The organism is Kribbella sp. NPDC048928, from assembly GCF_043197975.1.
Classification (GTDB): Bacteria; Actinomycetota; Actinomycetes; order Propionibacteriales; family Kribbellaceae; genus Kribbella.
Map to the genome: position 1 here is coordinate 550947 of NZ_JBICUC010000006.1, position 24248 is coordinate 575194.

Consider the following 24248-nt stretch of genomic DNA (forward strand, 5'->3'; position numbering starts at 1 on the left):
TGCTTGCAGTGCCGGGCCGCCTCACGCATCGTCGAGGTATGACGCCCGACGAAGTCAGCGGAAACCATTCCAGGCCGGAAGGTTTCACTGTGTTACTGGCTGACTACGAAAGGCATCTAACGGCGGAAAGAGACCTCAGCACTCACTCCGTGAGAGCCTACATCGGAGACGTCGCGGATTTACTCGAACATTTGATTCGGCTTGGTCACGATGATCTCGGGAGCCTCGATATCCGGGGGCTGCGGTCCTGGCTGGCCAAGCAGCAAAGTCTGGGGAAATCCCGCAGCACGATGGCCCGCCGGGCGGCGGCCGCAAGGGTTTTCACGGCCTGGGCCCAGCGAACCGGACGGATCGGTACGGATCCCGGAGCGTTGCTCGCCAGTCCGAAGGCGCACAAGACGCTGCCGGGTGTGCTCGGCCAGGCCGACACCCGCACCGTGCTCGACGCAGCGGCCGTTGCCGCGGACGACGGCAGCCCGGTCGGCCTCCGCGACCTCGCGATCATGGAACTGCTCTATGCGACGGGCATCCGGGTCGGCGAGTTGTGCGCCCTCGACGTCGACGACATCGACATGTCGCGCCGGGTCGTCCGGGTGTTCGGCAAGGGACGGAAGGAGCGGTCGGTGCCGTACGGCGTGCCGGCCGGGCGGGCGATCGATCGCTGGCTGGCCGAGTCGCGTCCGAAGTTGGCACGCGAAGGCAGTGGTCCGGCGGCGTTCCTCGGGGCGCGCGGTGGCCGGATCGATCAGCGCACGGTCCGGCGGCTGGTGCATGAGCGGATCGCTGTCGTCGACGCGGACATGGCTCCCCACGGCCTCCGCCACACGGCGGCCACGCATCTGCTCGAAGGCGGCGCGGATCTGCGCAGCGTGCAGGAGTTGCTCGGTCACGCATCGCTGGCGACCACGCAGGTCTACACGCACGTCTCCACCGAGAGGCTGCGGCAGGCCTATCAGCAGGCGCATCCCCGCGCCTGACCGCCATCGCGGCGCGGTCTGCGACAGGCCCGTACAGACCTGCGCCCGGACGGCACGGAACGCGGCAATGGCCGGGTTGTGCCTGGGGAATGCGGCGGCCGAGGACCGGAATACGGCAGACTGCGGGACATGCGGGTTTCGGCGAAGTCTGACTATGCGTTGCGAGCTCTGATCGAGATCACCCAGCGATGGGTGGCCAACGACCATTCGGTGGTGTCGGCCGAGGAGTTGAGCCGGGCGCAGGGCATTCCGCACGGATTCCTGCAGGGGATCCTCGCCGACCTGCGACGCGCCGGCGTCCTGTCGAGCCAGCGTGGGCAGTCCGGCGGGTGGCGACTGGCCGTCGACCCCAACGAGATCTCCGTCGCCGATGTGATGCGTGCTGTCGACGGGCCGATCGTGAGCATCTCGGGAGTCCGGCCGGAGAGCGTCTCGTACAACGAGCACGCCGTCGTCCTGCAGCGGGTCTGGATCGCTGCGCGCGCCAGCCTGCGCGACGTACTGGAGAACACCACGCTGACCGATCTCGCCAGAAACAAGCTCCCGGCCGGCGTCGAGCGCCGCTCGCGGGACGAGGATGCCTGGCAGGCGCGGGTGCCGGGGAGCTGAGCTGGTGCTACGGTCGTCACTTATATAAGCGACGACTTTAGGAGATGGATGATGGCCGAACAGCAGATCAAGACGTTCCTGATGTTCGAGGGCGGCGCGGAGCAGGCGATGAACTTCTACCTGTCGCTGTTCGAGGACGCGGAGATCGTGTCGATGGTCAAGCACGGGGCCGAAGGGCCGGGGCCCGAGGGTTCGGTGATGGTCGCCGTGTTCCGGCTGGCCGGGCAGCAGTTCATGTGCAGTGACAGCTACCAGCATCATGGATTCACCTTCACGCCTTCGATGTCGTTCTTCGTGGACTGTGCGGACGAGGCGGAGCTCGAGCGCCTGTACAACGCGCTGGTCGACGGTGGCGGCGCGCTGATGCCACTGGGGGACTACGGGTTCAGCAAGAAGTTCGGCTGGGTGAACGACCGGTTCGGGGTCTCGTGGCAGCTCAACCTCCCGCACGCCTGAGCACTCACCGGGGCAGGGCTGTTCGGGAACGGGACGGCCTGCTCACGGGCGCCTGAGCAGTAGGCCGGCGGTCAGGCTGAGGGCGGCCGCGGCGGCAATCACGAGCTTCGCCGCGCGGCGGTTGCGGTAGGCCGAGTCGCCGGGCGGGGCGGTGTGCGCGTTGTGGGGTGAGGCGGCGTGCTGGTCAGTAGGTGGGGCTGATCGTGGGTGCGCGGCTGGGAGGCGGAGGTCTTTCGCGCGGAGGTCTGTGAGGGGGAGAAGGCGGACCGGGCGCTTGGGGAGCAGGCTCAGAGGGTTGAGGTATTGCTTGGCCTGGAGGAGGCCCCAGTGGAGGCACGTGCTGGGGACGCAGTGGGAGCCGGCTGCGGACAGGCGGCCGATGACGGTGCCGGTCTGCACTGCCGCTCCGACCTTGACGTCGGGGACGACCGGTTCGTACGTCGTGCGGCGCGCACCGTACGTGATCGTGATGACGCCGCGGCCGGCCAGCGGTCCGGCGTACGTGATCGTGCCTGGAGTGGCGGCGAGGACGGGCTGGCCGGGGCGGCCGGCGAGGTCGACGCCGCGATGGCCGGGAAGCCACGGTTTCGCTGGCAGTTCGAACCCGTGCACGACCTCGGGCCGCGGCTGCAGCGGCCAGCCGGCGGCAGGCGGCGCGGCCGAGCGGGAGGGTGCGGCAGCGGGGATCGTGGGTGGGAGGGTCAGCGTGGTGAGGGTCAGAAGGGTTGTCGTCATGCCGGAGAAGATGCCGTTTTCGGCGCGATTTCCGGCCGGCCGTTTCGGGGCTGTGGACAACCAGGCCCGGTTCGCGTTGCAGGCTGCCGGTCACGTACACTTCCGGTGGCGCCCTGTGTGAACGGGGCGACTACGCATGCCCGCACAAGTGCGTCGTTTCCTTCGGTCCCGGAGTATTCCGGGTGGATCTGCGCGACGGGCATCAGGCGCTGCGGACCATCCGGTCCGGGGCGAGACAACCGAGAAGTGGCCCGGGAGACCCGGGTCCGTAGGAGGAACACCTCATGGCCGTCGTGACCATGAAGCAGCTGCTCGAGAGCGGCGTGCACTTCGGGCACCAGACCCGGCGCTGGAACCCGAAGATGAAGCGCTACATCCTGACCGAGCGCAACGGCATCTACATCATCGACCTGCAGCAGTCGCTGTCCTACATCGACCGTGCGTACGAGTTCGTTCGCAGCACGGTGGCGTCGGGCGGGGCGATCCTGTTCGTCGGTACCAAGAAGCAGGCCCAGGAAGCGATCGCCGAGCAGGCGACCCGCGTCGGGATGCCGTACGTGAACCAGCGCTGGCTGGGCGGCATGCTGACCAACTTCCAGACCGTGAACAAGCGGCTCCAGCGTCTGAAGGAGCTCGAGCTCATCGACTTCGACGACGTCGCCGCCTCCGGTGTCACCAAGAAGGAGCTGCTGCAGAAGCGTCGCGAGCACGACAAGCTGCTCAAGACCCTCGGCGGTATCCGCGACATGGCCCGGGTTCCGGCCGCCGTGTGGATCGTGGACACCAAGAAGGAGCACCTCGCGGTCGACGAGGCGCGCAAGCTGAAGCTGCCGATCATCGGCATCCTGGACACCAACTGCGACCCGGACGAGGTCGACTACCCGATTCCGGGGAACGACGACGCGATCCGCTCGGTCGGCCTGCTCACGCGGGTCGTCGCCGACGCCGTCGCGGACGGCCTGATGGGCCGCTCCGGCCAGGGCTCCACCGCCGCGGGCGAGGAGTTGGGTGCCGAGGAGCCGCTGGCTGCCTGGGAGCGCGAGCTGCTGGAGAGCCAGAACGGCAAGGCCGGCGACGCGAAGGCTGCCGACGCCAAGACCGCCGAGGCGCCGGCCGCTGAGGCTCCGGTTGCTGAAGCGACCACCGAGGCTGCTGAGGCCGCTCCGGCCGCTGAGGCCACCCCGGCCCCGGCTGCCGAGGCGACCACCGAGGCCGCTCCGGCTGCTGAGGCCACCCCGGCCCCGGCCGCCGAGGAGACCCCGGCCGCCGAGGCCCCGAAGGCCGACGAGGCCTGACAGCCGCGGGTGCCGCCCGGTTCATCGCCGGGCGGCACCACCGCTGCGGATGCCGTGCCGCGCCCGGTGACCGGCCGTCACAGGCCAGAACCGGGCCGCACGGCCCGCGGGAACCTGACAGCCCCGCCCATCCAGCCGCATCGACAAGACGAGAGAACGAGGAATGGCGAACTACACCGCCGCTGACGTGAAGAAGCTCCGCGACGCCACCGGCGCGGGCATGATGGACGCGAAGAAGGCGCTCGAGACCACCGACGGCGACTTCGAGAAGGCGATCGAGGAGCTGCGCATCCACGGCGCGGCCAAGGCCGCCAAGCGTGGCGCCGAGCGATCCGCCACCAACGGCCTGGTGGCCGCGGCGGAGAACGCGCTGGTCCAGCTGAACTGCGAGACCGACTTCGTCGCGAAGAACGAGCAGTTCCAGCAGTTGGCCGCCGACATCGTCGCGCACGCCTCGGCGAGCAAGGTCGGCGACGTCGAGGGCCTGCTCAACGAGAAGCTGACCGACGGCAAGTCGGTCGCCGAGAACATCGAGGCGCTGGCCGCGGTCATCGGCGAGAAGCTGGAGCTCGGCAAGGTTGCCGTCTTCGACGGCCAGGTCACGGCGTACATGCACAAGCGTGCCGCGGACCTGCCGGCCCAGGTCGGCGTACTGGTCGAGTTCGAGGGCGACGACGTCGAGGCCGCTCGTGGTGCCGCCATGCAGGCCGCCGCGATGCGCCCGCTGTACACCACCCGCGACGAGGTCCCGGCCGAGACGGTCGAGAACGAGAAGCGGATCGCCGAGGCGACCGCCCGCGAGGAGGGCAAGCCGGAAGGCGCCCTGCCGAAGATCGTCGAAGGCCGGGTGAACGGCTTCTTCAAGGACGTCGTGCTGCTCGAGCAGCCGTCGGTCACGGAGAACAAGAAGACTGTGAAGGCTGTGCTCGACGCGGCCGGTGTCACCGTGAAGCGGTTCGCCCGCTTCGAGGTCGGCGCCTGATCCGCGCCGGATCCGAGCGCACACGCAGCTAACGAGGAGGCCGGAATCGTGACGGAAACCATGGGGACCGAGACGAGTCCGGCCTCTTCGCCTGCCTATCACCGGGTGCTGCTGAAGCTGTCGGGTGAGGTGTTCGGCGGCGGCAAGCTCGGCGTCGACCCGGACGTGGTGAACTCGATCGCCAAGCAGATCGCCGATGTGGCCCGGGCCGGTGTCCAGGTCGCCGTGGTGGTCGGTGGCGGCAACTTCTTCCGCGGTGCCGAGCTCCAGCAGCGCGGCATGGAGCGGAACCGGGCCGACTACATGGGCATGCTCGGCACCGTGATGAACTGCCTGGCCCTGCAGGACTTCCTGGAGAAGCTCGGCATCGAGACCCGGGTGCAGACCGCGATCACCATGGGTCAGGTCGCCGAGCCGTACATTCCGCGCAAGGCCGAGCGGCACCTGGAGAAGGGCCGCGTCGTGATCTTCGGCGCCGGCTCCGGCATGCCGTACTTCTCCACCGACACCGTCGCCGCCCAGCGCGCCCTCGAGGTCGGCGCCGAGGCGCTGCTGATGGGCAAGCAGGGAGTGGACGGCGTCTACGACTCCGATCCGAAGAAGAACCCGGACGCGGTCAAGTTCGACCAGCTGTCCTACGACGACTTCCTGGCCCGCGGCCTGCGGGTCGCCGACGCCACGGCGATCAGCCTGGCCCGCGACAACGCGCTGCCGATCGTGATCTTCGGTCTCGAAGAGGGCAACATCGAGCGGGTCATCCACGGCGAGAAGATCGGAACGGTCGTCTCCCGGGGGCAGTAACCGGTTGTAGGCCCCGTACGACTAGGATCGGGAAGCACACGTGGCTGCGCCGAGGCGGCCCAGAGGAAGCGAGGAATGTCGTGATCGACGAAGCTCTCCGCGACGCCGACCAGAAGATGGCGAAGGCCGTGGAGGTTGCGAAGGACGACTTCGCCGCGATCCGCACCGGCCGCGCCCACCCGCAGATGTTCGCGGGCATCCTGGCGGACTACTACGGCAGTCCCACGCCGCTGCAGCAGCTGGCCGGGTTCCAGGTTCCGGAGCCCCGCACGGTGCTGATCTCGCCGTACGACAAGGGCGCGATGGCGGCCATCGAGAAGGCGATCCGCGACTCCGACCTCGGGGTGAACCCGGGCAACGACGGCGCGATCATCCGGGTCGTGCTGCCGGCCCTGACCGAGGAGCGCCGCAAGGAGTACATCAAGGTCGCGAAGACCAAGGCCGAGGACGCCAAGGTCTCGGTCCGCAACATCCGCCGGCACGCCATGGACCAGGTGCACAAGACGGTCAAGGACGGCGACGCCGGCGAGGACGAGGGCAAGAGTGCTGAGAAGCGGCTCGACGGGTTGACGAAGAAACACGTCGACTCCATCGACGACCTGCTCAAGCACAAGGAAGCCGAACTGCTCGAGGTGTGATGGGCGTCGAGAGTACGCCCGCGCCGAGTCCCAGCCCGAGTCGCGCCGGCCGCAACCTGCCTGCCGCGATCGCGGTGGGCGTCGGGCTCATCGCGCTGATCCTCGGCTCGCTGTACTGGCAGAAGGTCCTGTTCGTCGTTCTCGTGCTGGTGGTCGTGCTGGTCGCGGTCGACGAGATGATGAAGGCGCTGCGGACCGGCGGTGCGGTGATCCCGAGGGTCCCGCTGTTCGTCGGTACGGCAGCGATGCTGCTCGCGGCGTACTTCGGCGGCCCGATGGCGCTGCTCGTGGCGCTCGGCGTCACCGTTCTCGGGACGATCTTCTGGAGGATGCCGGGCGGTTCGGTCGGGTTCGTGCGCGACGTGAGCGCCGGCGTGTTCCTGATCGGGTACGTCCCGCTGCTGGCCGGCTTCGCGATCCTTCTCGTGCAGCCGGACGCGGACGGCCCGGGCCGGGTGGTGACGTTCTTCGCGGTCACGGTGGCCAGTGACGTCGGCGGCTACGTGGCCGGTGTCCTGTTCGGCAAGCACCCGATGGCGCCGACGATCAGCCCGAAGAAGTCCTGGGAGGGCTTCACCGGCTCGGCGCTGGTGTGCATCGGCGCCGGGATCGCCGCTGTCGTCTTCCTGCTGGACGGCGACTGGTGGGTCGGCGCGATCATCGGCGCGGTCGCGGTCCTGACCGCGACGGTCGGTGACCTCGGCGAATCGATGATCAAACGCGACCTGGGCATCAAGGACATGTCGAACCTGCTGCCCGGTCACGGCGGCGTGATGGACCGCCTCGACTCGCTGCTCGCCACCGCCCCGATCGTCTGGCTCCTCCTACATCTGCTGGTGAAATGATGACCGTTGTTCCGGATGGCCGCCCGCTCGTCGGCGACGTCGTGCGCCTCGATCGGCTGCAGGCATCGGATATCGACGAGCTCTACGCCGCGATCGGCAACGAGCAGGTGTATGCCGGCGGCTTCGGCGGCGGCCCTGCCGCGATGCCGGCGAGCGCGGAGGATATGCGCGCGAAGTGGATCCCGGCCGCGGCGCACCGGTTCGCGTACGCCGTCCGCCTGGTTGCCGACGGCACCGTTGTCGGTACGTCGAGCCTCGCCGACGTCGACGTACGCAACGAGCGGATCCACCTCGGCTACACCGGTTACACACCGGCCGTGTGGGGGACCGCGGTAAACCCGGCCGCCAAGCTCCTACTGCTCGAGCACGCCTTCGAGACGTGTGGATTCGGCCGCGTGAAAATCCAGACCGGCCTGAAGAACACTCGTTCGCAGGCCGCCATCGCGAAGCTCGGCGCGACCCGTGAGGGTGTCCTGCGTCGGCACATGGTGCAGGCGGACGGTTCGTTCCGCGACACCGTGGTGTTCTCGATCCTGGCCGACGAGTGGCCGGACGTGCGGAAGCGGCTCGAGGACCGGATCAGCCGGTGAGCTTCGCCAGCGCGGCGTAGTTCGCCAGCAGGGCCGCCCGGTCGAAGGTGTTCGTCGTGATGAGCAGTTCGTCGGCAGCGGTACGGCGGACCAGGTCGCTGAGCGTCTCATCGACCTCGGCGGGCGTTCCGTAGATCTGTCCGCGCAAGGCGTTCTCGAAGTACTCCCGTTCGCGGTCGGTCAGCTCAGTCGGCACGTCGGCCTGTAGCGGAGGGAACACGCCACGGGTCCGTGAGTACGCACTCGCCCACGCCTCGGGCAGCAACAGTTCCCGCGCACTCTCGGTCGAGTCGGCTACCCCGGCAGTGACCGCGAGAATGACGTACGGCTCCGATGCCCAGGCAGACGGGCGGAACGTAGTCCGATAATCCTCAAGCAACGAGACCGAGTCAGGACGCGCGGCCAGCACGACAGGCAGCCCGAGTGTCGCAGCGATCGTGGCGCCTTCGCCGACGGCGAGGACGAACGGCGGGATGTGCAGTCCTTCGCCTGGTCGGGCGTGGACGCTGTCGGGTGCCGTACCGGCGAGAAAGCCGAGCAGTTCCTGGACCTGAGTCGTGAAGTCGTCCGCCGCATCCTTGTCGACGCCGAGCGCCCGCCGGACGCCGTTCGTAAAGCCGACCGAGCGCCCGAGGCCCATGTCGATGCGGCCCGGGAACAGCGATTCGAGGACGCCGAACTGCTCCGCCACGACCAGCGGCCTGTGGTTCGGCAGCATCACACCGCCGGTGCCGACGCGGATCCGATCGGTCTGCGCGGCAACGGCCGCAGCAAGAACCGTCGGCGCCGAGCCGACCACACCAGGCACGCTGTGGTGCTCAGACACCCAGAAACGCTTGTAGCCAAGCTCTTCCACCTGCTGTGCCACCTGCACGGTCGCACGGAGTGTCTCCGCCTCCGTCTCGCCTACACGCGTCCGAGAGCGGTCCAGTACTGACAGCGGAACCGAGAGCATGCAAAGTCCAACCTGCCTGCCGGAGCCCTCATTCCCCGAGCAGCAGCCGGAGGTCCTCACGGAAACGGGCAGGGGAGTCCAGTGGAGCCAGGAACGATTCCTCGACATCCAGCCGGATCCGCTCGGCGGTCTCGAAGGTCGACTCGCCCAGCTCCGTCAGTACGACGACGTTCCGGCGCCGGTCCTCCGGACTACGCCGGCGTTCGACGAAGCCTCGTTCCTCGAGCCCGTCCAGCAGGTCGCCGATCGAGGTCCGGTCCACCCGCAGCCGGGCCGCGACCTCCAGTTGGGAGAGCGGCTCGCCGGAGACGATCGCGGACAGCACGGCCAGGTCGCGGCCGTTCAGGCCGTGCGGCGCGAGCGCCTTCGTCTGCGCCTCGGTGAGCTGCGCGAGGACGTGTTTGAGCAGGTACCCCAGCCGGTCGGACGCCATACCGCAAATCTACCGGGCAACTGATCGTCAGGAGTGCTGATCATCAGTTATCCTGATGATTATGCAACCCACCTTCGGTCTGAAGACCACCCCGATGCATGTTCCGTACGCCGACATCCAGCGCGTCTGGCTCGAGGCCGACGAGGTGCCCCAGATCCGGGACGCTTGGCTCTGGGACCACTTCCTTCCGCTGGCGGGCCCGAAGAACGGCGACGTCCTGGAGGGCTGGACGCTGCTGACCGCGCTCGCCGCCCAGACCACGCGGCTCCGCCTCGGCCTGCTCGTCACCAGCAACCGGATCCGCCCGCCGGCTGTCCTCGGCAAGATCGCCAGCACGCTCGACGTGATCTCCGGCGGCCGGCTGATCATGGGGCTCGGCGCCGGCGGCACGCATCAGCCGGCTGGGCTGAGCGGCATCCCGGGGCCGAATCCGGCGATCGAGGAGTACGCCGCGTACGGACTGACGCTCGTTCCGCCGGGGGAGGGGGTCGACCGGCTCCGCGAGACGATCGAGATCCTGCGCCGGATGTGGACCGAAGAGGAGTTCGACTTCCGCGGCCGCTACTACACGCTCGAAGGCAACCGGAACTCGCCCAAGCCCGTTCAGCCGGGCGGACCGCCGCTGCTGATCGGCGGCTGGGGCAATCGCATGCTGCGACTGGTCGCGCAGTACGCGGACCAGTGGAATATCGGCGGCCCGCCGCACACCGACTTCGACACCCTCGTAGACCGGATGCACAGGCTGGACGCCGAGTGCGAGCGGATCGGGCGCGACCCGTCGACGATCAGCCGCTCGTTGCAGCAGATCGTCTCCTACGACGACCCGGCCGGGACGCGGGCGATCGTGGCGAAGGCGGTCGGGCTCGGCTTCGACCACATCGTGCTGTCGCTCCCGCGGCCGTACCCGGAGCGGGCCGTGCGCTGGCTCGTGCGGGAGATCATCGACCCTTCCACCCAGATCGAATAGGTCGGTGATTTTTTCACCGCAGAGCAGCCCTATGTGTCAGGATCAAACACAGGACGATCCGCCCCGGTCGTCCCAGTGAGGAGCTGACATGATTCCCACGACGAAGTTCAAGGCCGCCCTAGGCGGTCTGGCCCTGATCGCCGCCGCGGTGCTTCCGGCGAATGCTGCCACCGCCGTACCTGACAGCGTGCCGGTCGCGACCTCCAAGCCGGTGCCGAAGCTTGGCTACTCGACGCAGAGCGTCAAGACGCTGAACATCGACTTCCAGTACCAGCAGACCGGGTACTGGTGCGGCCCGGCCGCGACGCGGATCGCGCTCTCCGCGCGGATCTCGCCGCCGAGTCAGCAGCAACTGGCCAACGAGCTACCGACCACGACCAACGGCACCGACTGGATCGGCCAGGTCACTCGCGTACTCAACAACCATCTCGGCACCGGCTGGTACGAGACCAAGGAGATGCCGAACGACCCGCCCACCCAGGCGCAGCGAGACCTGCTCTGGCGGGACGTCGTCCTGGACATCGACAACAACTACCCGATCGTCGCCAACATCGTCGCCCCGGCCAGCAACCACCCGCCGGGCTACCCGAACTACACGATCTACCACTACTTCACCGTGATCGGGTACGACTCCAGCGACCAGACCGTACTGATCGCCGACCCAGCCGGCTTCGCCCCGACCGCGACGTACTGGCTGACCTTCAACCAACTAGCCACCCTCATCCCCCCGAAGGGCTACGCGGCCTAACCACCCGCCCTCGCGCACTTTGTGCACCAGGTCCGTACGCGAACCGCCTCGAAGCGCGGATCTGGTGCACAAAGTCGGCCTGGGGATCCGGTGTGACCGGCGGCATGGGATGTGAATTTGTGAAGCGTGGCGCGGGCGGGGGAGAATGGGGCAGTTATGTCTACCTCCCTGCCTCTTGTTTTCGATGAGCCGCGCCGCGCCAAGAAGCCGCCGCGGCACCTTGCCGATCTCTCCGGGGAGGAACGCAGCGCGGCGGTGACGGCGCTGGGCGAGCCCGCGTTCCGTGCCAAGCAGCTGTCCAACCACTACTTCTCCCGGCTGGTGTCCGACCCGGCCGAGATGACCGACCTGCCGGCCGCGAGCCGGGACAAGCTGGTGGCCGACCTGATGCCGCCGCTGCTGACCCGGGTCCGCGACCTGGAGTGCGACAACGGGGAGACCCGCAAGACCCTGTGGAAGCTGCTCGACGGATCGCTCGTCGAGTCGGTCCTGATGCGGTACCCGGGGCGCGTGACGATGTGCGTGTCCTCGCAGGCCGGGTGCGGGATGGCATGCCCGTTCTGCGCGACCGGCCAAGGCGGCCTGACGCGGAACATGACGACCGCCGAGATCGTCGAGCAGGTCGTCGACGGCGCGCGGGCGCTGGCGCGCGGCGAGGTTGCCGGCGGACCGGGTCGCGTCTCGAACATCGTGTTCATGGGCATGGGCGAGCCGATGGCCAACTACAAGGCCGTGATCGGCGCCGTCCGGCGGTTCACGGACCCGTCGCCGGAAGGGCTCGGGATCTCCGCGCGCGGCGTGACCGTTTCGACGGTCGGCCTGGTGCCGCGGATCAACCAGCTCGCGACCGAGGGGATCCCGGTCACGCTGGCGCTGTCGCTGCACGCGCCGGACGACGAACTGCGCGACGAGCTGGTGCCGATCAACAACCGCTGGAAGGTCGACGAGGTCCTCGACGCCGCCTGGGAGTACGCGCGCCAGACCAAGCGCCGGGTCTCGATCGAGTACGCGATGATCCGCGACATCAACGACCACGCCTGGCGCGCCGACCTGCTCGCCGAGAAGCTCAACGCCCGCGGCGACTGGGGCTGGGTGCACGTCAACCTGATCCCGCTGAACCCGACCCCGGGCTCGAAGTGGACCGCCTCCGACCCGGCCGACGAGCGCGAGTTCGTCCGTCGCCTGGAGGCAGGCGGCATCCCGGTGACGGTGCGCGACACCCGCGGCCAGGAGATCGACGGCGCCTGCGGGCAGCTGGCGGCGGCGAGCAAATGATCGGGCCTGCGGAGTTCAGCCGGGTCCGCTGGCGCGAGGGGTACGCGCCGGAGGAGGTCGACGCGTTCGTCGAGCGGTTGGCCGCGACGCTCAACGGGCAGCCGATCGGGCCGCCGATGACGCCCGAGGACGTCCGCAACGTCTCCTTCACCCCGGTGCGGCTCCGCGAGGGCTACTCCGTCGACGAGGTCGACCAGTTCCTCGACCTGGCCGAGGCCAAGCTCAGCGAGCAGCAGCGCTGAGCAGCTGAGCAAGCGCCTCGGGCTGGGACAGCATCGGCCAGTGACCGGTCTGCAGCTCGACCAGCTCCCAGTGCGGTGACTCCAGCTTCTCCCGTACGTCGGGCGCGGGTGTATCGCCTGCCATCAGGCATTTGACGTACGTCGTCGGCAGCTCACCGATCGGCCGGGCCAACTGCGCCGGTTGCGTCAACGTGAGGCCCGGGTGCGGCGTACTGCGCAGCACCAGCTGGCGGACCGCTTCGTCGGACAGGTCCTGGTCGACGAAGTGCTCCGCCTCGGCCGGCAGCCAAGTGCCGTCGCCCTCGACGAGCTGCTCCTCGAGCCACGCCCGGTCGTCCTCGTCCCACCCGTCTACGAACGACTGGCCCTCGGCCGGAATGCTCGAGTCGACGTACACCACCCGCTGGAGACGGTCACCGATCCGCCCGGCAGCCTGCCCGACAGGGATCCCCGAGTAGCTGTGTCCGACCAGTACCACGTCGTACAGCTCGTTGCCCTCGATCACCGAGACGATGTCGTCGACGTGCTGTTGCTGCCCGACCCGGTCTGCATCCGGATCACGGCGCTCCGCCAGGCCGCTCAGGGTCACGGCGTACACCGCATGCCCGGCACCGCGCAGGCTCCCCGCGACGGCGTCCCATGCCCAAGCGCCCAGCCGAGCTCCCGGTACCAGTACGAACTCACCCATGGGCGCACAGTAGACCCGTGTGGCCGGGTCGTGGGGGAATGGGATGATCGGTTGGTGAAGATCCTCTCTATCCAGTCAGCGGTTGCGTACGGACACGTGGGCAACTCGGCAGCTGTGTTTCCGCTCCAGCGCATCGGCGTGGAGGTGCTGCCGGTGTACACGGTGAACTTCTCGAGCACGGGCTCACCGCGATCACCCTCGACACCGGTGCAGCTAATGCCAACGCCCGCGCGTTCTACAAGCGCCTGGGGTTCGCCGAGGAGGACCTCAAGCTGACGAAGGTGCTCAGCTGATGAGGGTGGTGGCTTCGGTGATGGTGTTTACGAGGTGGGTGGTTCGGGCCATGGGGCGGGTGCCGGCGAGGGACTGGAGGAGGGGCCAGACTGGGAGTTTGTTGGTCCAGTGGTCGATGTCGACGAGGATCAGGGGGATCTGGGTGGCGGGGTCGCCGTAGTAGTTCGGGGTGACGGCCTGGAAGATTTCCTGGACGGTGCCGGCGGCGCCGGGGAGGTAGATGATGCCGCCGCGGGCACGGCTGAGCAGGACGTCTTCGCGTTGCGCGTTCGAGAAGTACTTCGCGATCGCAGACGCGAACACGTTCGGCGGCTCGTGCCCGTAGAACCAGGTCGGGATCGACACCCCACCGTCGCCCGGGAACTCCCGCCGTACGTCCAGACCGGCCGTCGCCCAGGCAGCGATTGACGGACGGAACGACGGTACGGCGGCCAGCGTGGTCAGCACTCGCTCCACGGCGGCGTCGTCGTACTCCGCCAGCGAGGCACCCAGGTTGGCGGCCTCCATCGCGCCCGGACCGCCTCCGGTCACAACCAGGTGGCCCTGGCGAGCCAGCGTGCGTCCGAGAAGTACGGCGGCGCGGTAGTTGGGGTCGCCGCGCAGTACGCCGTGACCGCCCATCACACCGACCCACGGCTTGCCGTCGGGCAGCTCCGTGAGGGCGTCCGCGATCGCGTGGTCGTGCAGGGCCGCGGCGAGCGTACGGCTGGTGTCGCCCTTCTCGTCGTGCTGTCGGGACCAGGCGTAGATCCGCGCGTCCGGCGTGGCCTCGTACCCGTACTCCAGGCCGGCGTAGAGCTCGTCCGCGTCGTACAGCCGCCCGCGGTAGGCGTCGAACGGCAGCTCCGGGATCGCCGGGAACACCAGCCCACCGCCGTCCCGGACCCACGCATCGGCCTGCTCCGCCAGCACGCAGCCGAGGAACACCGACCCGGTCGGCTTCAGTGCGAGCAGTTCTGCCGTACGCCGGGTGAGATCGACTGACTGCAGCCGCCAGCCGGCCATCGCGGTCGCCCCCGCCGCCAGCAGCCGGTCGAACTGGTCCAAGGACTCGATATCCACATGCGGAATGCTCGGCAACGTCACGCAGAGCACCCTAGCTGGCTAGGTGTGCACGATGAGGTGTAAAGGTTGGACATGACACATGCGGAGCTCTGGGAGCGTCACAAGGCCGTCATGCCGGCATGGCTCGCGTTGTACTACGAGGAGCCGATCGAGATTGTGCAGGGGTCCGGCCGTCGGGTCACCGATGCCGAGGGCGCGACGTACCTCGACTTCTTCGCCGGCATCCTGACCAATGCGATCGGCTACGACATCGCGGAGATCTCCGATGCGGTCCGCGAACAGCTCAGTACCGGGATCGCGCACACGTCGACCGTGTACCTGATCCGTAAGCAGATCGAGCTGGCCGAGCAGATCGCCGAGCTGTCCGGCATCCCGGACGCGAAAGTCTTCTTCGCGAACTCCGGTACCGAGGCAAACGAGACGGCGCTCCTGCTCGCCACCCAAGCGCGCCGCTCGAACCAGGTCCTGGCGATGCGCAACTCGTATCACGGCCGCGCGTTCGGCACCGTGGCGATCACCGGCAACCGCGGCTGGTCCGCGAGCAGCCTGTCGCCCGTGAACGTGCAGTACCTGCAGGGTGCGTACCGGTACCGCAGCCCGTTCCGCGAGCTGCCCGACGCGGACTACATCAAGGTCTGCGTCGACGATCTGCGCAACGTCATCGAGACCACGACAGCGGGCGACGTCGCGTGCCTGATCGCCGAGCCGATCCAGGGCGTTGGCGGGTTCTCCTCGCCGCCGGACGGCCTGTACGCCGCGTTCAAGGAGGTGCTGGACGAGTACGGGATCCTGTTCATCTCCGACGAGGTGCAGACCGGATGGGGGCGCACCGGCGACCACTTCTGGGGCATCCAGGCGCACAACGTCGTACCGGATGCGATGACGTTCGCGAAGGGGCTCGGCAACGGGTTCGCGATCGGCGGTGTGGTGGCGCGCGGCGACCTGATGGACAGCATCAAGGCGAACTCGCTGTCCACGTTCGGCGGCAACCCGATCTCGACGGCCGCGGCGAAGGCGACCATCGACTACCTGCTCGACAAGGACCTGCAGGCGAACGCGGCCAAGCGCGGCGCCCAGCTCGTCGACGGCCTGCGCGGCATCTCCGACGAGTTCCCCGAGCTCGGCGACGTCCGCGGCAAGGGCCTGATGCTCGGCGCCGAGATCGTCAAACCCGACGACAACACCCCCGATCCGGCCGCCACCGCCAAACTCCAGCAGGAAACCAAGAACCGCGGCCTCCTGGTCGGCAAGGGCGGCCTCTACGGCAACGTCCTCCGAATGGCCCCACCCATGACCCTCACCGAACAAGAAGCCACCGAAGCCCTAGAAATCATCCGCGACTCCTTCAACACCCTCCGCTGACAACGAATAGGCCCCCGGGCGACCGGGGGCCTATTCGTTCAGTCGGTACAGGTCTTGCAGGGAAACCAGCCGAGCTCTTCCCGGTAGACGTTCACCCAGGTGCCAAGCTTGTAGGTCACCTTGGCCCAGACGAAGTTGCCCCGCTTGTCGTTCGGTTTCGGCATCCGGGGAACGTCGACCCCGATCCAGCGCTCGCCGATCCCCGGGATCTTCCCACCGGTGCTGTACGCCCACCACTCGCCGTTGACGTAGACGTCGACCCGCCAGGACTCCGAGTTGGCCTCACAGTGCGCGCGCACGTTGGCCCGCCCACGTGTGCCGCCGTCGGCCGGTGCGAAGTTCGCATCGGCGTCCCAGCAGAAGTCCTGGCTCTGGCCGGTCGGTCGTAGCTCAGCGGTCGCCGTCGCGGGCAGGCCGGCCAGGAGCGCCGTACCGGCGATGGTTGTGAGGAGTACCCGGGTTCGCTTCATCGTCGTCTCCTCGTCAGGCCGGCGAGGCGGTAGGGAAGCAGTCGTAGGTGCGCTCGCTGTGCAGCGGATCCTCGTTCGGCCCGTAGATCGCCGCCGACGCGTCCACGCACGCGGACTCCTTCGCGCTCGGCGGCGTGGAGGGAACCGTGACCAGTTTGTGGTAGGTGCCCTCCAGGGTGGGCTTGGTCTCGAAGAAGTACGGCTCGCCCGTACGCCGGTTGTACACCGAGAGCACGAACTCCTTCGTGTACTTGTGGTCGCAGTGCATATCGACCGTGATGGCCCACCAGCCGCCGGTCTGGTCGTGGTCGAACACCTTGCTGACACTGGGTACGGCGCACTTCGGGCGCGCCGCGGCCGCGTGCGCGGGTGCGGCCGTTGCCGTCAGCGCCAGCACGGCGGTCACCGCGGCCGTCAAAACCTGCGGAACTCGCATGATCGATCCTCCCTGTCGAAGATGTTGAGTAACCGAACGTCAGCATAGCGCCACGGAAAGTCATCAGTTGCCTGGAGCAAAGAAAAGGTCCCGGGACGGAGCGTCCCGGGACCTTGTAGGTGAGAGATGTTCAGGTGCCGCTGTTGTCTGGCGGGGTGCCGAGGTTGGTGCTGCCGGCGAGGGCGCCGGTTTGGTCGACGGGGTCCGCCGTGAGTGGGCCGCCCGCGGAGCGGCCGCGGCGCCGCATGAGGCCCTCGACACGCTGGGCCACGACGGTCAGCAGGTAGTTGATCAGGACGAAGATCGCGCCGATCACGATGAACGCCGCCAGCAGGTTCGACTTGTAGTTGCCGATCTGCTCGGCCTTACGCAGCAGTTCCTCGTACGTGATGATGTAGCCGAGCGCGGTGTCCTTCAGGATCACGACCAGTTGGCCGACGATCGCGGGCAGCATCGCGGTGATTGCCTGCGGCAACAGGATGAGCCGCATCGACTTGCCGTTGGTCAGCCCGATCGCCATCGCGGCCTCACCCTGCCCCTTCGGCAGCGCGTAGACGCCGGACCGTACGAGTTCCGCGACGACCGAGCCGTTGTACAGCGTGAGCCCGGTGATGACCGCCGCCAGCGCGTACCGCTCCGGCGGGAAGATCTCGTACTTGGCGTACAGCGCGAACATGAACAGCATCATCAGCAGCACCGGTACGGCGCGGAAGAACTCGACGATCACGCTGCAAGGCCAACGCACCCACGCGTGCAACGACAGTCGCCCGACGCCGAGCAGCACCCCGACCACCATCGCGAACACCACGGAGATGGCCGCCGCGATCAGCGTCCCGCCGAGGCCCGGCAAGATGTACTGGGTCCAGATCTCGCCGGTCAGGAACGGCTTCCACTTGTCCGCGGCCAACTGGCCCTTCGCCTGGAACTTGTCCAGCACGAACCAGAGCGCGAGCAGGATGACGAGAATCGACGCGACGCTGACGCCGAGGTAGATCCGCTTCGACCGCGGGCCGGGTGCGTCGAACAGAACGCTGCCGCTCATCGCTTCACCGCCAGCCGCTTCGACATCGATGTGAACAGCACGCCGACCGGGAGCGTCAGGATCACGAACCCGACCGCGAAGATGCCGAACACCACGAAGAGCTTGTCGGGCCGGTTCTCCATCATCACCTTCATCACCGAGGACGCCTCGGTGACACCGATCACCGAGGCGACCGTGGAGTTCTTGGTCAGCGCGATCAGTACGTTACCGAGCGGTGCGATCGCGCCGCGGAACGCCTGCGGCAGGACGACGTACCGCAGCGTCTTCAAGAACGGCAGACCGATCGCACGAGCTGCCTCGGCCTGGCCGAGCGGAACGGTGTTCACACCGCTGCGGATGGCCTCGGCCACGAACGACGCGTGGTAGACCGACAGACCGAGCACGGCGAGCCGGAAGTTGTTGTCGTTGATGAAGGTGTGCGAGTCCTTGTTCGCCAGCGCGAGACCGAGTTGCAGGAACAACCCGAGGTTGCAGAACACAATGACCAGCGTCAGCGGCGTGTTCCGGACGATGTTCACGTAGCCGGCGCCGATGATCTGCAGCACCCGGATCGGCGACACCCGCATGATCGCGACCACCGTGCCGATGACCAGCGCGAACAGGGCCGAGAGCAGCGTCAGGTAGATCGTCGTCCGGAAGGCTTGCAGACCGTCGTACTCGGAGAAGAACTCCGATATCACGTCCATGTTTCTCCTGCAGGGGAACGAGGTGGAGATCAGCACGCCGGGGAGGAACCGCGGACGGTTCCTCCCCGGCGGGTCGGATCAGGCGCAGGCGTCGAAGGTCTTCGGCGGGTTGGTCGCCGGGTCGAGCTTCAGCCCCGAGTCCCCGAGGTTCTTGTCGAAGGCCTTCTGCCACTCGCCGGAGTCGACCATCTTCTTCAGCGCGTCGTTGACCTTCTTGCAGGTGTCGGTGTCACCCTTCTTCAGGCCGACGCCGTAGCGCTCGGTGGAGAAGGTCTTGCCGACCACCTTGAACTTGCCCTTGTTGGCAGCCTGCGACGCGTAGCCGGCCAGGATCGTGTTGTCCGTGGTCAGCGCGTCGATGGCACCGGCGCCGAGCGCCTCGACACACTTGGAGTACGTGTCGTAGTTCTGCAGTTGCACCGTGTCGGCGAACTTGTCCTTGACCTTCTGCGCCGACGTCGAGCCGGTCACCGAGCACAGCTTCTTGCCGTTCAGTGCGTCCGGACCGGTGATGTCGGTGTTGTCGGCCTTGACCAGCAGGTCCTGGCCGGCGACCAGGTACGGGCCGGCGAACGAGACCTTCTCCTTGCGGGCGTCGGTGATCGAGTACGACGCGAGAATCATCTTGACCTGACCGTTCTGCAGCAGCGTCTCGCGCTGTGCCGACGGGGCCTCCTTGAAGGTGATGTTCTTCTCGTCGAAGCCGAGCTCCTTGGCGACGTACTTGGCGACATCGACGTCCATGCCGGTGTAGTTCGCGCCTTCCTTCAGGCCGATACCGGGCTGGTCGAACTTGATGCCGATGGTGACCTTGTCGCCACTGCCGCCCGATCCGGACCCCGAGTCGTTGCCGCATGCGGCGAGGCCGGCCGCGGCCAGACCCGCGATGCCGAGGGCAGCGATGATCCGCTGTCGCATTCTTTTCCTCCGTTGGTTCAGTACTGGGCTGGGCACGGATGTGGGCGGTTCATCAGTGATTCAGTGCGTCAGGATCTTCGACAAGAAGTCCTGGGCGCGCTTGCTCTGCGGGTCGGTGAAGAACTTCTCCGGCTCCGCTTCCTCGACGATCTGCCCGTCGGCCATGAACACGACCCGGTTCGCCGCCCGGCGCGCGAAGCCCATCTCATGGGTGACCACGACCATCGTCATGCTCTGACCGGCGAGGTCGACCATGACGTCCAGGACCTCCTTGATCATCTCCGGGTCCAGGGCCGAGGTCGGCTCGTCGAACAGCATCACCTTGGGGTCCATGGCCAGTGCGCGGGCGATCGCCACCCGCTGCTGCTGGCCGCCGGACAGTTGGGCCGGGTACTTCGCCGCCTGGGCGCCGACGCCGACCCGGTCCAGGAGCGCCTTGGCCCGCTCTTCGGCGTCGGCCTTGGACTGGCCGCGGACCTTGAGGGGGCCGAGGGTGACGTTCTGCAGGATCGTCTTGTGCGCGAACAGGTTGAACGACTGGAAGACCATGCCGACGTCCGCGCGCAGCTTGGCCAGGGCCTTGCCCTCGCTGGGCAGCGGCTGGCCGTCGAGCATGATGGTGCCGGAGTCGATCGGCTCCAGCCGGTTGATCGCGCGGCAGAGCGTCGACTTGCCGGACCCGGACGGGCCGATCACGACGACGACCTCGCCCTGGTCGATGGACAGGTTGATGTCCTTCAGGACGTGCAGGTCGCCGAAATGCTTGTTGACGCCGGTCAGCGCTACCAGACCGTTCTTCGTCAGCGTGTCGGAATCGCTCATGGCCAGAACCTAGCCGAGCCGAGGGGGCGGTCGCAGGCCCGGGTGGTTCCACGGTGGTAACGATCTGCAATAAAGCCGGTCGGCCTGTGATCGAACGATCACAGCCCGCGCCGGTCTGCACTTGAGTGCTCGGTTGCCCCGCCTCCGCAACAGCCGCCCGCAGCGATCGACGCGGCGGTCGGCGGCTCCTTGACCGCGGCCTCCACGCCTGCGAGCAGCTGCTGACGTGCTGCGGGGGAGATGATCCGGCCCCGGGTGATCACCGTGTTGATGCGTCGGCTGTTGCGGATGTCGGTCAATGGATCGGCGTCCAATACAACCAGGTCCGCGATCTTGCCCGCCTCGACGGATCCCAGATCGGCCTGCATTCCGAGGAACTTGGCCGGCTCGACGGTGGCCGCGTACAGGGCCTGACGCGGCGTCGCGCCGGCGCCGACCAGGTGCTCCAGTTCGTCGTGCAGCGCGAAGCCCGGAACCGAGTAGGGCGTGCCGGTGTCGGTGCCGGCCAGGATCGGTACGTCGTGCGCGAACAGTTCCCGTACGAACCGCTGCCGCCACGCCCACATCTCGTGCTGGTGGGAGATCTCCTCCGCGGTGCGATTCGCGGCGTACAGGTTCTGGATGACGTAGTCGTAGGTACCGATCGAGTCCTCGCTCAGGTACTTCGCCAGCGCCGGATCGAGGCTGGTGTAGTCGATCTGGTCGAGCACGTTGTGCATGGTCAGGGTCGGTGTGACGCGAGTCCGGTTGCGGCGCAGCGTTCCGAACACGTCGGCGGCGCGGGCCGGGCTGTACGTGTTCGCGGCGATCCACTCGATCGGGTGCAGTTGGCGGAACCAGCTGTTGTAGTCGCCGGTGCCGACCTTGATGTTCAGCAGCATCCGTCGTACTTCGGCCTCGCGCGTCGACACGGCAAGGCCGAGCGAGTGGATGTGCTCGATGCTGCGCTGGCCCGCGGTACTGACCTCCTTCGAGCTGACCTCGTCCGGGCCGTGGCCGTGCACGGTCAGCCCGACCTTGCGGGCCTCGTCGATGATCGCGAGCCACGACTCCCGACTGACCCGCGAGTACACCTTGACGAAGTCCGCGCCTTCGGACTTCACCCGGCGTACGGCGGCCCGTGCGTCGGCGGCGTTGTCCACCACGATCACCTTGATCAGGTTCGGGTCCCACAGGGTCGGGTCGCCGTCGATGATGTTGCTGGCGACCACCATCCGCGGGCCGAGCAGGCTGCCGGCGGCGATCCGGTCGCGCCAGTCGTACAGGGCCGGGTTGGCGCCGGACATCTCACGGACGGTGGTGAGGCCGTTCGCGAGGTAGAGCGGCGGCGAGACGCGCTCGTCACCGAGGCTGTGGACGTGCATGTCGGCGAGACCGGGGATGACGTACTTCCCGGACAGGTTGATCTCCACGGCGCCGCGCGGCACCGGGATCCGGCCGACGCCGATGATCCGGTCGTCGTTGAGCAGGACTGTCTGATGCGGCTTCTTGCGACCGCTGACGACGTCGACGACGGTGACATCGGTGAGTGCGGTGATCCGGGAAGGCCTCGCGACGGCCGTGGCGGTGGCGGAGGCGGTGAACGTGCCACCGGCGAGAACTGCGGCGCCGGCGGCGGTACGGGCGAGGAACTGACGGCGGGAACTGTTCATGCCCATCACTATTGTTTGCTCCAGCCCCCTGCGCAGGGGTCGCAGGGGCCCGGTCCGGGTAGGGAAATGTCTACCCCGGCACGTACTCTTGGTGGCTGTCATGCGTACTTATGAGGTCCGCACCTACGGGTGCCAGATGAATGTCCACGACTCCGAGCGGCTGCGCGGGCTGCTGGAGGATGCGGGCTATGTCCGCGCGCCCGAGGGGGACGAGGCGGATGTCGTCGTCTTCAATACCTGCGCGGTCCGCGAGAACGCCGACAACAAGCTGTACGGCAACCTCGGCCACCTGGCGCCGGTGAAGGCGCGCAAACCCGGCATGCAGATCGCCGTCGGCGGGTGCCTGGCGCAGAAGGACAAGGCGTCGATCACCAAGAAGGCGCCCTGGGTCGACGTCGTGTTCGGCACCCACAACATCGGCGCGCTGCCGGTGCTGCTGGAGCGGGCCCGGGTCGAGCAGGAGTCGCAAGTCGAGATCCTCGAGTCGCTGGACGTGTTCCCGTCGACGCTGCCGACCCGGCGGGAGTCGCCGTACAGCGCCTGGGTCTCGGTGAGCGTGGGCTGCAACAACACCTGTACGTTCTGCATCGTGCCGGCGCTGCGCGGCCGCGAGAAGGACCGCCGGCCGGGCGACGTGCTCGCCGAGGTCGAGGCGCTGGTCGCCGAAGGCGTGCTCGAGGTGACCCTGCTCGGCCAGAATGTGAACTCCTACGGCGTGGAGTTCGGCGATCGGTACGCCTTCTCGAAGCTGCTCCGCGCGTGCGGCTCGATCGAGGGCCTGGAGCGGGTCCGCTTCACGTCGCCGCATCCGCGGGACTTCACCGCGGACGTGATCGAGGCGATGGCCGAGACACCGAATGTGATGCCTTCGCTGCACATGCCGCTGCAGTCCGGGTCCGACACAGTACTGAAGGCGATGCGCCGGTCGTACCGCCGCGATCGGTACCTCCGCATCATCGAAGACGTCCGGGCTGCGATGCCCGACGCCGCGATCACCACCGACATCATCGTCGGGTTCCCGGGGGAGACCGAGGAGGACTTCCAGGGCACGCTCGACGTGGTGCGGCAGGCGCGGTTCGCGGGAGCGTTCACCTTCCAGTACTCGAAGCGTCCGGGGACGCCGGCCGAGTCGATGGCGGACCAGGTCCCGCGCGAGGTCGTCCAGGAGCGGTACGAGCGACTCGTCGCGCTGCAGGACGACATGGCCTGGGAGGAGAACAAGTCGCTCGTCGGGCGTTCGGTCGAGGTGCTCGTGGCGGAGGGGGAGGGGCGCAAGGACGCCGCCACCCACCGGCTCAGCGGCCGTGGCGCGGACAATCGGCTCGTCCACTTCGCCGTACCGGAAGGTGTCGAGGCACCGCGGCCGGGTGACATGGCAACGGTCGAGGTCACGTATGCGGCTCCGCATCACCTGGTCGCGGACGTGTTCGGGGCCGTACGCCGGACGCGCGCCGGCGATGCGTGGCAGCGAGCCCAGGACGCGCCGCCGGAGGCATCAGGCGTGATGCTCGGGATGCCCACCCTCGGCGCCAAGCCCCTCGAGCCGGCAACGAACGGCTGCCAGATCGGATGACGCAGAGCAGTCTGTCCGCTCTCCTTCCGCCAGGCGCCGAGCCGTTCGCGTTCGGGCGCGATGCTGACCTGTACGCCGTTGATGACAGGTGGGTTCTGCGCCGCTACCGCAATGGTCACCCGGTGCGCGACGAGGCGAAGTACATGCGGCACGTCGCGGAACACGGCTACCCAGTGCCCGAGGTGCGTGAGGTCGACGGCCCGGACATGGTGCTCCAGCGGCTGGCCGGTCCGACCCTCGCCGACTCGGCGATCGCGGGGAACCTCACGGGCAAGGAGCTCGGTGAGATCCACGCCGACCTGCACCGTCGGCTGCAAGCGATCCCGGCACCGAGCGGTACTCCCGGTCGCGTCGTAGTGCACGGCGACCTGCACCCGCTGAACGTGATCGCGACCGCGGACGGCCCGGTCGTCATCGACTGGTGCAACGCCCACGAGGGTTCACCCGCGTTCGACGTGGCGACCACCGCGATCATCTGTGCGCAGGTCGCCGTCGACCCGTCCTACGAGGAGCTCGCCCCGATCATCCGGGAAGCCCTCGCGGCGTACCTCGCCAACTCGATCGACCCGACCCCGGAGCTCTCCGCCGCCTTCGCGTCGCGCGCCCGCGACGCCAACGTCTCCGACGAGGAGCGCGGCCGCCTGCCCGCACAGGAAGCCCTCATCCGTTCCCTGCTCTGACTGTTAACGACA

General features: G+C 67.9%; 28 protein-coding genes and 2 pseudogenes. 18 read left to right on the forward strand and 12 right to left on the reverse strand.

Annotated features, from left to right (window positions below):
• Positions 1-38 precede the first annotated feature (38 nt).
• The 3 genes from ACGFI6_RS27835 (at position 39) to ACGFI6_RS27845 (ending at position 2042) form a co-directional block, all read left to right on the forward strand.
• Complete coding sequence (locus ACGFI6_RS27835) at positions 39-977, forward strand: tyrosine recombinase XerC (RefSeq protein WP_393123539.1); 939 nt, start codon at positions 39-41, stop codon at positions 975-977.
• Positions 978-1106: 129 nt separating this feature from the next.
• A complete protein-coding gene (locus ACGFI6_RS27840; protein WP_393123541.1) occupies positions 1107-1586 on the forward strand; it encodes an RrF2 family transcriptional regulator in 480 nt (159 codons plus the stop codon).
• Positions 1587-1637: 51 nt separating this feature from the next.
• Complete coding sequence (locus ACGFI6_RS27845; protein WP_393123543.1) at positions 1638-2042, forward strand: VOC family protein; 405 nt, start codon at positions 1638-1640, stop codon at positions 2040-2042.
• A gap of 42 nt (positions 2043-2084) precedes the next feature.
• Here the strand turns inward: ACGFI6_RS27845 and ACGFI6_RS27850 are convergent, their stop codons facing one another.
• Positions 2085-2777: a murein hydrolase activator EnvC family protein gene (locus ACGFI6_RS27850; protein ID WP_393123545.1), complete on the reverse strand. Its 693-nt coding sequence runs from the start codon at positions 2775-2777 to the stop codon at positions 2085-2087.
• A 284-nt stretch (positions 2778-3061) separates the two neighbouring features.
• On the opposite strand from ACGFI6_RS27850, the gene rpsB reads away from it, so the two are divergent.
• From rpsB to ACGFI6_RS27880, 6 genes are all read left to right on the forward strand, one after another.
• Positions 3062-4072: a 30S ribosomal protein S2 gene (rpsB, locus tag ACGFI6_RS27855; protein ID WP_393123547.1), complete on the forward strand. Its 1011-nt coding sequence runs from the start codon at positions 3062-3064 to the stop codon at positions 4070-4072.
• 163 nt (positions 4073-4235) lie between these two features.
• On the forward strand, positions 4236-5054 hold the full coding sequence (tsf, locus tag ACGFI6_RS27860; RefSeq protein ID WP_393123549.1) for a translation elongation factor Ts: 819 nt from the start codon (positions 4236-4238) through the stop codon (positions 5052-5054).
• A 60-nt stretch (positions 5055-5114) separates the two neighbouring features.
• Positions 5115-5855 carry a UMP kinase gene (gene pyrH, locus ACGFI6_RS27865; RefSeq protein WP_393123706.1) on the forward strand — a complete coding sequence of 247 codons (741 nt, stop codon included), beginning with the start codon at positions 5115-5117 and terminating at the stop codon, positions 5853-5855.
• Positions 5856-5935: 80 nt separating this feature from the next.
• A complete protein-coding gene (gene frr / locus ACGFI6_RS27870; RefSeq protein ID WP_393123551.1) occupies positions 5936-6493 on the forward strand; it encodes a ribosome recycling factor in 558 nt (185 codons plus the stop codon).
• Complete coding sequence (locus tag ACGFI6_RS27875; RefSeq protein ID WP_393123553.1) at positions 6493-7338, forward strand: phosphatidate cytidylyltransferase; 846 nt, start codon at positions 6493-6495, stop codon at positions 7336-7338. The genes frr and ACGFI6_RS27875 overlap by 1 nt, the downstream gene beginning before the upstream one ends.
• Entirely contained in the window at positions 7335-7928 is a 594-nt protein-coding gene (locus tag ACGFI6_RS27880; protein ID WP_393123555.1) for a GNAT family N-acetyltransferase, read from the forward strand. Before ACGFI6_RS27875 ends, ACGFI6_RS27880 begins: the two co-directional genes overlap by 4 nt.
• Here ACGFI6_RS27880 and ACGFI6_RS27885 read toward each other — a convergent pair.
• The gene (locus ACGFI6_RS27885) at positions 7918-8883 is read right to left on the reverse strand and encodes an LLM class flavin-dependent oxidoreductase (RefSeq protein ID WP_393123557.1); all 966 of its coding nucleotides are present in this window, start codon (positions 8881-8883) and stop codon (positions 7918-7920) included. The two genes, ACGFI6_RS27880 and ACGFI6_RS27885, sit on opposite strands and share 11 nt — an antisense overlap.
• 28 nt (positions 8884-8911) lie before the next feature.
• Entirely contained in the window at positions 8912-9316 is a 405-nt protein-coding gene (locus ACGFI6_RS27890; RefSeq protein ID WP_393123559.1) for a MarR family winged helix-turn-helix transcriptional regulator, read from the reverse strand.
• A gap of 61 nt (positions 9317-9377) precedes the next feature.
• On the opposite strand from ACGFI6_RS27890, the gene ACGFI6_RS27895 reads away from it, so the two are divergent.
• The 4 genes from ACGFI6_RS27895 (at position 9378) to ACGFI6_RS27910 (ending at position 12548) form a co-directional block, all read left to right on the forward strand.
• Positions 9378-10283 (forward strand): LLM class flavin-dependent oxidoreductase, encoded by a 906-nt coding sequence (locus ACGFI6_RS27895; RefSeq protein WP_393123561.1) that lies wholly within the window; start codon positions 9378-9380, stop codon positions 10281-10283.
• A gap of 88 nt (positions 10284-10371) precedes the next feature.
• Positions 10372-11031, forward strand: a complete 660-nt coding sequence (locus tag ACGFI6_RS27900; RefSeq protein ID WP_393123563.1) for a C39 family peptidase — start codon at positions 10372-10374, stop codon at positions 11029-11031.
• A gap of 156 nt (positions 11032-11187) precedes the next feature.
• Complete coding sequence (gene rlmN, locus ACGFI6_RS27905) at positions 11188-12306, forward strand: 23S rRNA (adenine(2503)-C(2))-methyltransferase RlmN (protein WP_393123565.1); 1119 nt, start codon at positions 11188-11190, stop codon at positions 12304-12306.
• Positions 12303-12548, forward strand: a complete 246-nt coding sequence (locus tag ACGFI6_RS27910; RefSeq protein ID WP_393123567.1) for a DivIVA domain-containing protein — start codon at positions 12303-12305, stop codon at positions 12546-12548. The genes rlmN and ACGFI6_RS27910 overlap by 4 nt, the downstream gene beginning before the upstream one ends.
• Here ACGFI6_RS27910 and ACGFI6_RS27915 read toward each other — a convergent pair.
• Positions 12529-13236: an alpha/beta fold hydrolase gene (locus ACGFI6_RS27915; protein WP_393123569.1), complete on the reverse strand. Its 708-nt coding sequence runs from the start codon at positions 13234-13236 to the stop codon at positions 12529-12531. The two genes, ACGFI6_RS27910 and ACGFI6_RS27915, sit on opposite strands and share 20 nt — an antisense overlap.
• A gap of 54 nt (positions 13237-13290) precedes the next feature.
• Here ACGFI6_RS27915 and ACGFI6_RS27920 point away from each other — a divergent pair.
• Both ACGFI6_RS27920 and ACGFI6_RS27925 read left to right on the forward strand, forming a co-directional pair.
• Positions 13291-13413, forward strand: a pseudogene (locus ACGFI6_RS27920) (pyridoxal kinase); the annotation flags it as partial.
• A pseudogene (locus ACGFI6_RS27925) lies at positions 13392-13529 on the forward strand (GNAT family N-acetyltransferase); the annotation flags it as partial. The pseudogenes ACGFI6_RS27920 and ACGFI6_RS27925, both read left to right, overlap by 22 nt.
• On the opposite strand, the gene ACGFI6_RS27930 reads toward ACGFI6_RS27925, so the two are convergent.
• Complete coding sequence (locus ACGFI6_RS27930) at positions 13522-14616, reverse strand: LOG family protein (protein ID WP_393123571.1); 1095 nt, start codon at positions 14614-14616, stop codon at positions 13522-13524. The pseudogene ACGFI6_RS27925 and the gene ACGFI6_RS27930 overlap by 8 nt on opposite strands.
• Positions 14617-14667: 51 nt before the next feature.
• On the opposite strand from ACGFI6_RS27930, the gene ACGFI6_RS27935 reads away from it, so the two are divergent.
• Positions 14668-15957 carry an aspartate aminotransferase family protein gene (locus ACGFI6_RS27935; protein ID WP_393123573.1) on the forward strand — a complete coding sequence of 430 codons (1290 nt, stop codon included), beginning with the start codon at positions 14668-14670 and terminating at the stop codon, positions 15955-15957.
• A 38-nt stretch (positions 15958-15995) separates the two neighbouring features.
• On the opposite strand, the gene ACGFI6_RS27940 is transcribed toward ACGFI6_RS27935, so the two are convergent.
• The 7 genes from ACGFI6_RS27940 to ACGFI6_RS27970 form a co-directional block, all read right to left on the reverse strand.
• The gene (locus ACGFI6_RS27940) at positions 15996-16427 is read right to left on the reverse strand and encodes a hypothetical protein (protein ID WP_393123575.1); all 432 of its coding nucleotides are present in this window, start codon (positions 16425-16427) and stop codon (positions 15996-15998) included.
• Positions 16428-16440: 13 nt separating this feature from the next.
• A complete protein-coding gene (locus ACGFI6_RS27945; RefSeq protein WP_393123577.1) occupies positions 16441-16863 on the reverse strand; it encodes a hypothetical protein in 423 nt (140 codons plus the stop codon).
• A gap of 130 nt (positions 16864-16993) precedes the next feature.
• Complete coding sequence (locus ACGFI6_RS27950; RefSeq protein WP_393123579.1) at positions 16994-17905, reverse strand: amino acid ABC transporter permease; 912 nt, start codon at positions 17903-17905, stop codon at positions 16994-16996.
• Positions 17902-18591, reverse strand: coding sequence for an amino acid ABC transporter permease (locus ACGFI6_RS27955; RefSeq protein ID WP_393123581.1), 690 nt, complete (start codon positions 18589-18591; stop codon positions 17902-17904). Before ACGFI6_RS27955 ends, ACGFI6_RS27950 begins: the two co-directional genes overlap by 4 nt.
• Positions 18592-18669: 78 nt before the next feature.
• Positions 18670-19509: a glutamate ABC transporter substrate-binding protein gene (locus ACGFI6_RS27960; RefSeq protein ID WP_393123583.1), complete on the reverse strand. Its 840-nt coding sequence runs from the start codon at positions 19507-19509 to the stop codon at positions 18670-18672.
• A gap of 60 nt (positions 19510-19569) precedes the next feature.
• Positions 19570-20331 (reverse strand): amino acid ABC transporter ATP-binding protein, encoded by a 762-nt coding sequence (locus tag ACGFI6_RS27965; protein ID WP_393123585.1) that lies wholly within the window; start codon positions 20329-20331, stop codon positions 19570-19572.
• Positions 20332-20429: 98 nt separating this feature from the next.
• Positions 20430-21983: an amidohydrolase family protein gene (locus ACGFI6_RS27970; RefSeq protein WP_393123587.1), complete on the reverse strand. Its 1554-nt coding sequence runs from the start codon at positions 21981-21983 to the stop codon at positions 20430-20432.
• A gap of 100 nt (positions 21984-22083) precedes the next feature.
• On the opposite strand from ACGFI6_RS27970, the gene miaB reads away from it, so the two are divergent.
• Positions 22084-23556, forward strand: coding sequence for a tRNA (N6-isopentenyl adenosine(37)-C2)-methylthiotransferase MiaB (miaB, locus tag ACGFI6_RS27975; RefSeq protein WP_393123589.1), 1473 nt, complete (start codon positions 22084-22086; stop codon positions 23554-23556).
• Complete coding sequence (locus ACGFI6_RS27980; RefSeq protein WP_393123591.1) at positions 23553-24236, forward strand: phosphotransferase; 684 nt, start codon at positions 23553-23555, stop codon at positions 24234-24236. The genes miaB and ACGFI6_RS27980 overlap by 4 nt, the downstream gene beginning before the upstream one ends.
• Positions 24237-24248: the final 12 nt, after the last annotated feature.

What these genes read in the sequence shown, in the direction of transcription:
- ACGFI6_RS27835 (WP_393123539.1), top strand. Translation starts at nt 39, where the DNA reads ATGACGCCCGACGAAGTCAGCGGAAACCATTCCAGGCCGGAAGGTTTC.
- ACGFI6_RS27840 (WP_393123541.1), top strand. Translation starts at nt 1,107, where the DNA reads ATGCGGGTTTCGGCGAAGTCTGACTATGCGTTGCGAGCTCTGATCGAG.
- ACGFI6_RS27845 (WP_393123543.1), top strand. Translation starts at nt 1,638, where the DNA reads ATGGCCGAACAGCAGATCAAGACGTTCCTGATGTTCGAGGGCGGCGCG.
- ACGFI6_RS27850 (WP_393123545.1), bottom strand. Translation starts at nt 2,777, where the DNA reads ATGACGACAACCCTTCTGACCCTCACCACGCTGACCCTCCCACCCACG.
- rpsB (WP_393123547.1), top strand. Translation starts at nt 3,062, where the DNA reads ATGGCCGTCGTGACCATGAAGCAGCTGCTCGAGAGCGGCGTGCACTTC.
- tsf (WP_393123549.1), top strand. Translation starts at nt 4,236, where the DNA reads ATGGCGAACTACACCGCCGCTGACGTGAAGAAGCTCCGCGACGCCACC.
- pyrH (WP_393123706.1), top strand. Translation starts at nt 5,115, where the DNA reads ATGGGGACCGAGACGAGTCCGGCCTCTTCGCCTGCCTATCACCGGGTG.
- ACGFI6_RS27875 (WP_393123553.1), top strand. Translation starts at nt 6,493, where the DNA reads ATGGGCGTCGAGAGTACGCCCGCGCCGAGTCCCAGCCCGAGTCGCGCC.
- ACGFI6_RS27880 (WP_393123555.1), top strand. Translation starts at nt 7,335, where the DNA reads ATGATGACCGTTGTTCCGGATGGCCGCCCGCTCGTCGGCGACGTCGTG.
- ACGFI6_RS27885 (WP_393123557.1), bottom strand. Translation starts at nt 8,883, where the DNA reads ATGCTCTCGGTTCCGCTGTCAGTACTGGACCGCTCTCGGACGCGTGTA.
- ACGFI6_RS27890 (WP_393123559.1), bottom strand. Translation starts at nt 9,316, where the DNA reads ATGGCGTCCGACCGGCTGGGGTACCTGCTCAAACACGTCCTCGCGCAG.
- ACGFI6_RS27895 (WP_393123561.1), top strand. Translation starts at nt 9,378, where the DNA reads ATGCAACCCACCTTCGGTCTGAAGACCACCCCGATGCATGTTCCGTAC.
- ACGFI6_RS27900 (WP_393123563.1), top strand. Translation starts at nt 10,372, where the DNA reads ATGATTCCCACGACGAAGTTCAAGGCCGCCCTAGGCGGTCTGGCCCTG.
- rlmN (WP_393123565.1), top strand. Translation starts at nt 11,188, where the DNA reads ATGTCTACCTCCCTGCCTCTTGTTTTCGATGAGCCGCGCCGCGCCAAG.
- ACGFI6_RS27910 (WP_393123567.1), top strand. Translation starts at nt 12,303, where the DNA reads ATGATCGGGCCTGCGGAGTTCAGCCGGGTCCGCTGGCGCGAGGGGTAC.
- ACGFI6_RS27915 (WP_393123569.1), bottom strand. Translation starts at nt 13,236, where the DNA reads ATGGGTGAGTTCGTACTGGTACCGGGAGCTCGGCTGGGCGCTTGGGCA.
- ACGFI6_RS27935 (WP_393123573.1), top strand. Translation starts at nt 14,668, where the DNA reads ATGACACATGCGGAGCTCTGGGAGCGTCACAAGGCCGTCATGCCGGCA.
- ACGFI6_RS27940 (WP_393123575.1), bottom strand. Translation starts at nt 16,427, where the DNA reads ATGAAGCGAACCCGGGTACTCCTCACAACCATCGCCGGTACGGCGCTC.
- ACGFI6_RS27945 (WP_393123577.1), bottom strand. Translation starts at nt 16,863, where the DNA reads ATGCGAGTTCCGCAGGTTTTGACGGCCGCGGTGACCGCCGTGCTGGCG.
- ACGFI6_RS27950 (WP_393123579.1), bottom strand. Translation starts at nt 17,905, where the DNA reads ATGAGCGGCAGCGTTCTGTTCGACGCACCCGGCCCGCGGTCGAAGCGG.
- ACGFI6_RS27955 (WP_393123581.1), bottom strand. Translation starts at nt 18,591, where the DNA reads ATGGACGTGATATCGGAGTTCTTCTCCGAGTACGACGGTCTGCAAGCC.
- ACGFI6_RS27960 (WP_393123583.1), bottom strand. Translation starts at nt 19,509, where the DNA reads ATGCGACAGCGGATCATCGCTGCCCTCGGCATCGCGGGTCTGGCCGCG.
- ACGFI6_RS27965 (WP_393123585.1), bottom strand. Translation starts at nt 20,331, where the DNA reads ATGAGCGATTCCGACACGCTGACGAAGAACGGTCTGGTAGCGCTGACC.
- ACGFI6_RS27970 (WP_393123587.1), bottom strand. Translation starts at nt 21,983, where the DNA reads ATGAACAGTTCCCGCCGTCAGTTCCTCGCCCGTACCGCCGCCGGCGCC.
- miaB (WP_393123589.1), top strand. Translation starts at nt 22,084, where the DNA reads ATGCGTACTTATGAGGTCCGCACCTACGGGTGCCAGATGAATGTCCAC.
- ACGFI6_RS27980 (WP_393123591.1), top strand. Translation starts at nt 23,553, where the DNA reads ATGACGCAGAGCAGTCTGTCCGCTCTCCTTCCGCCAGGCGCCGAGCCG.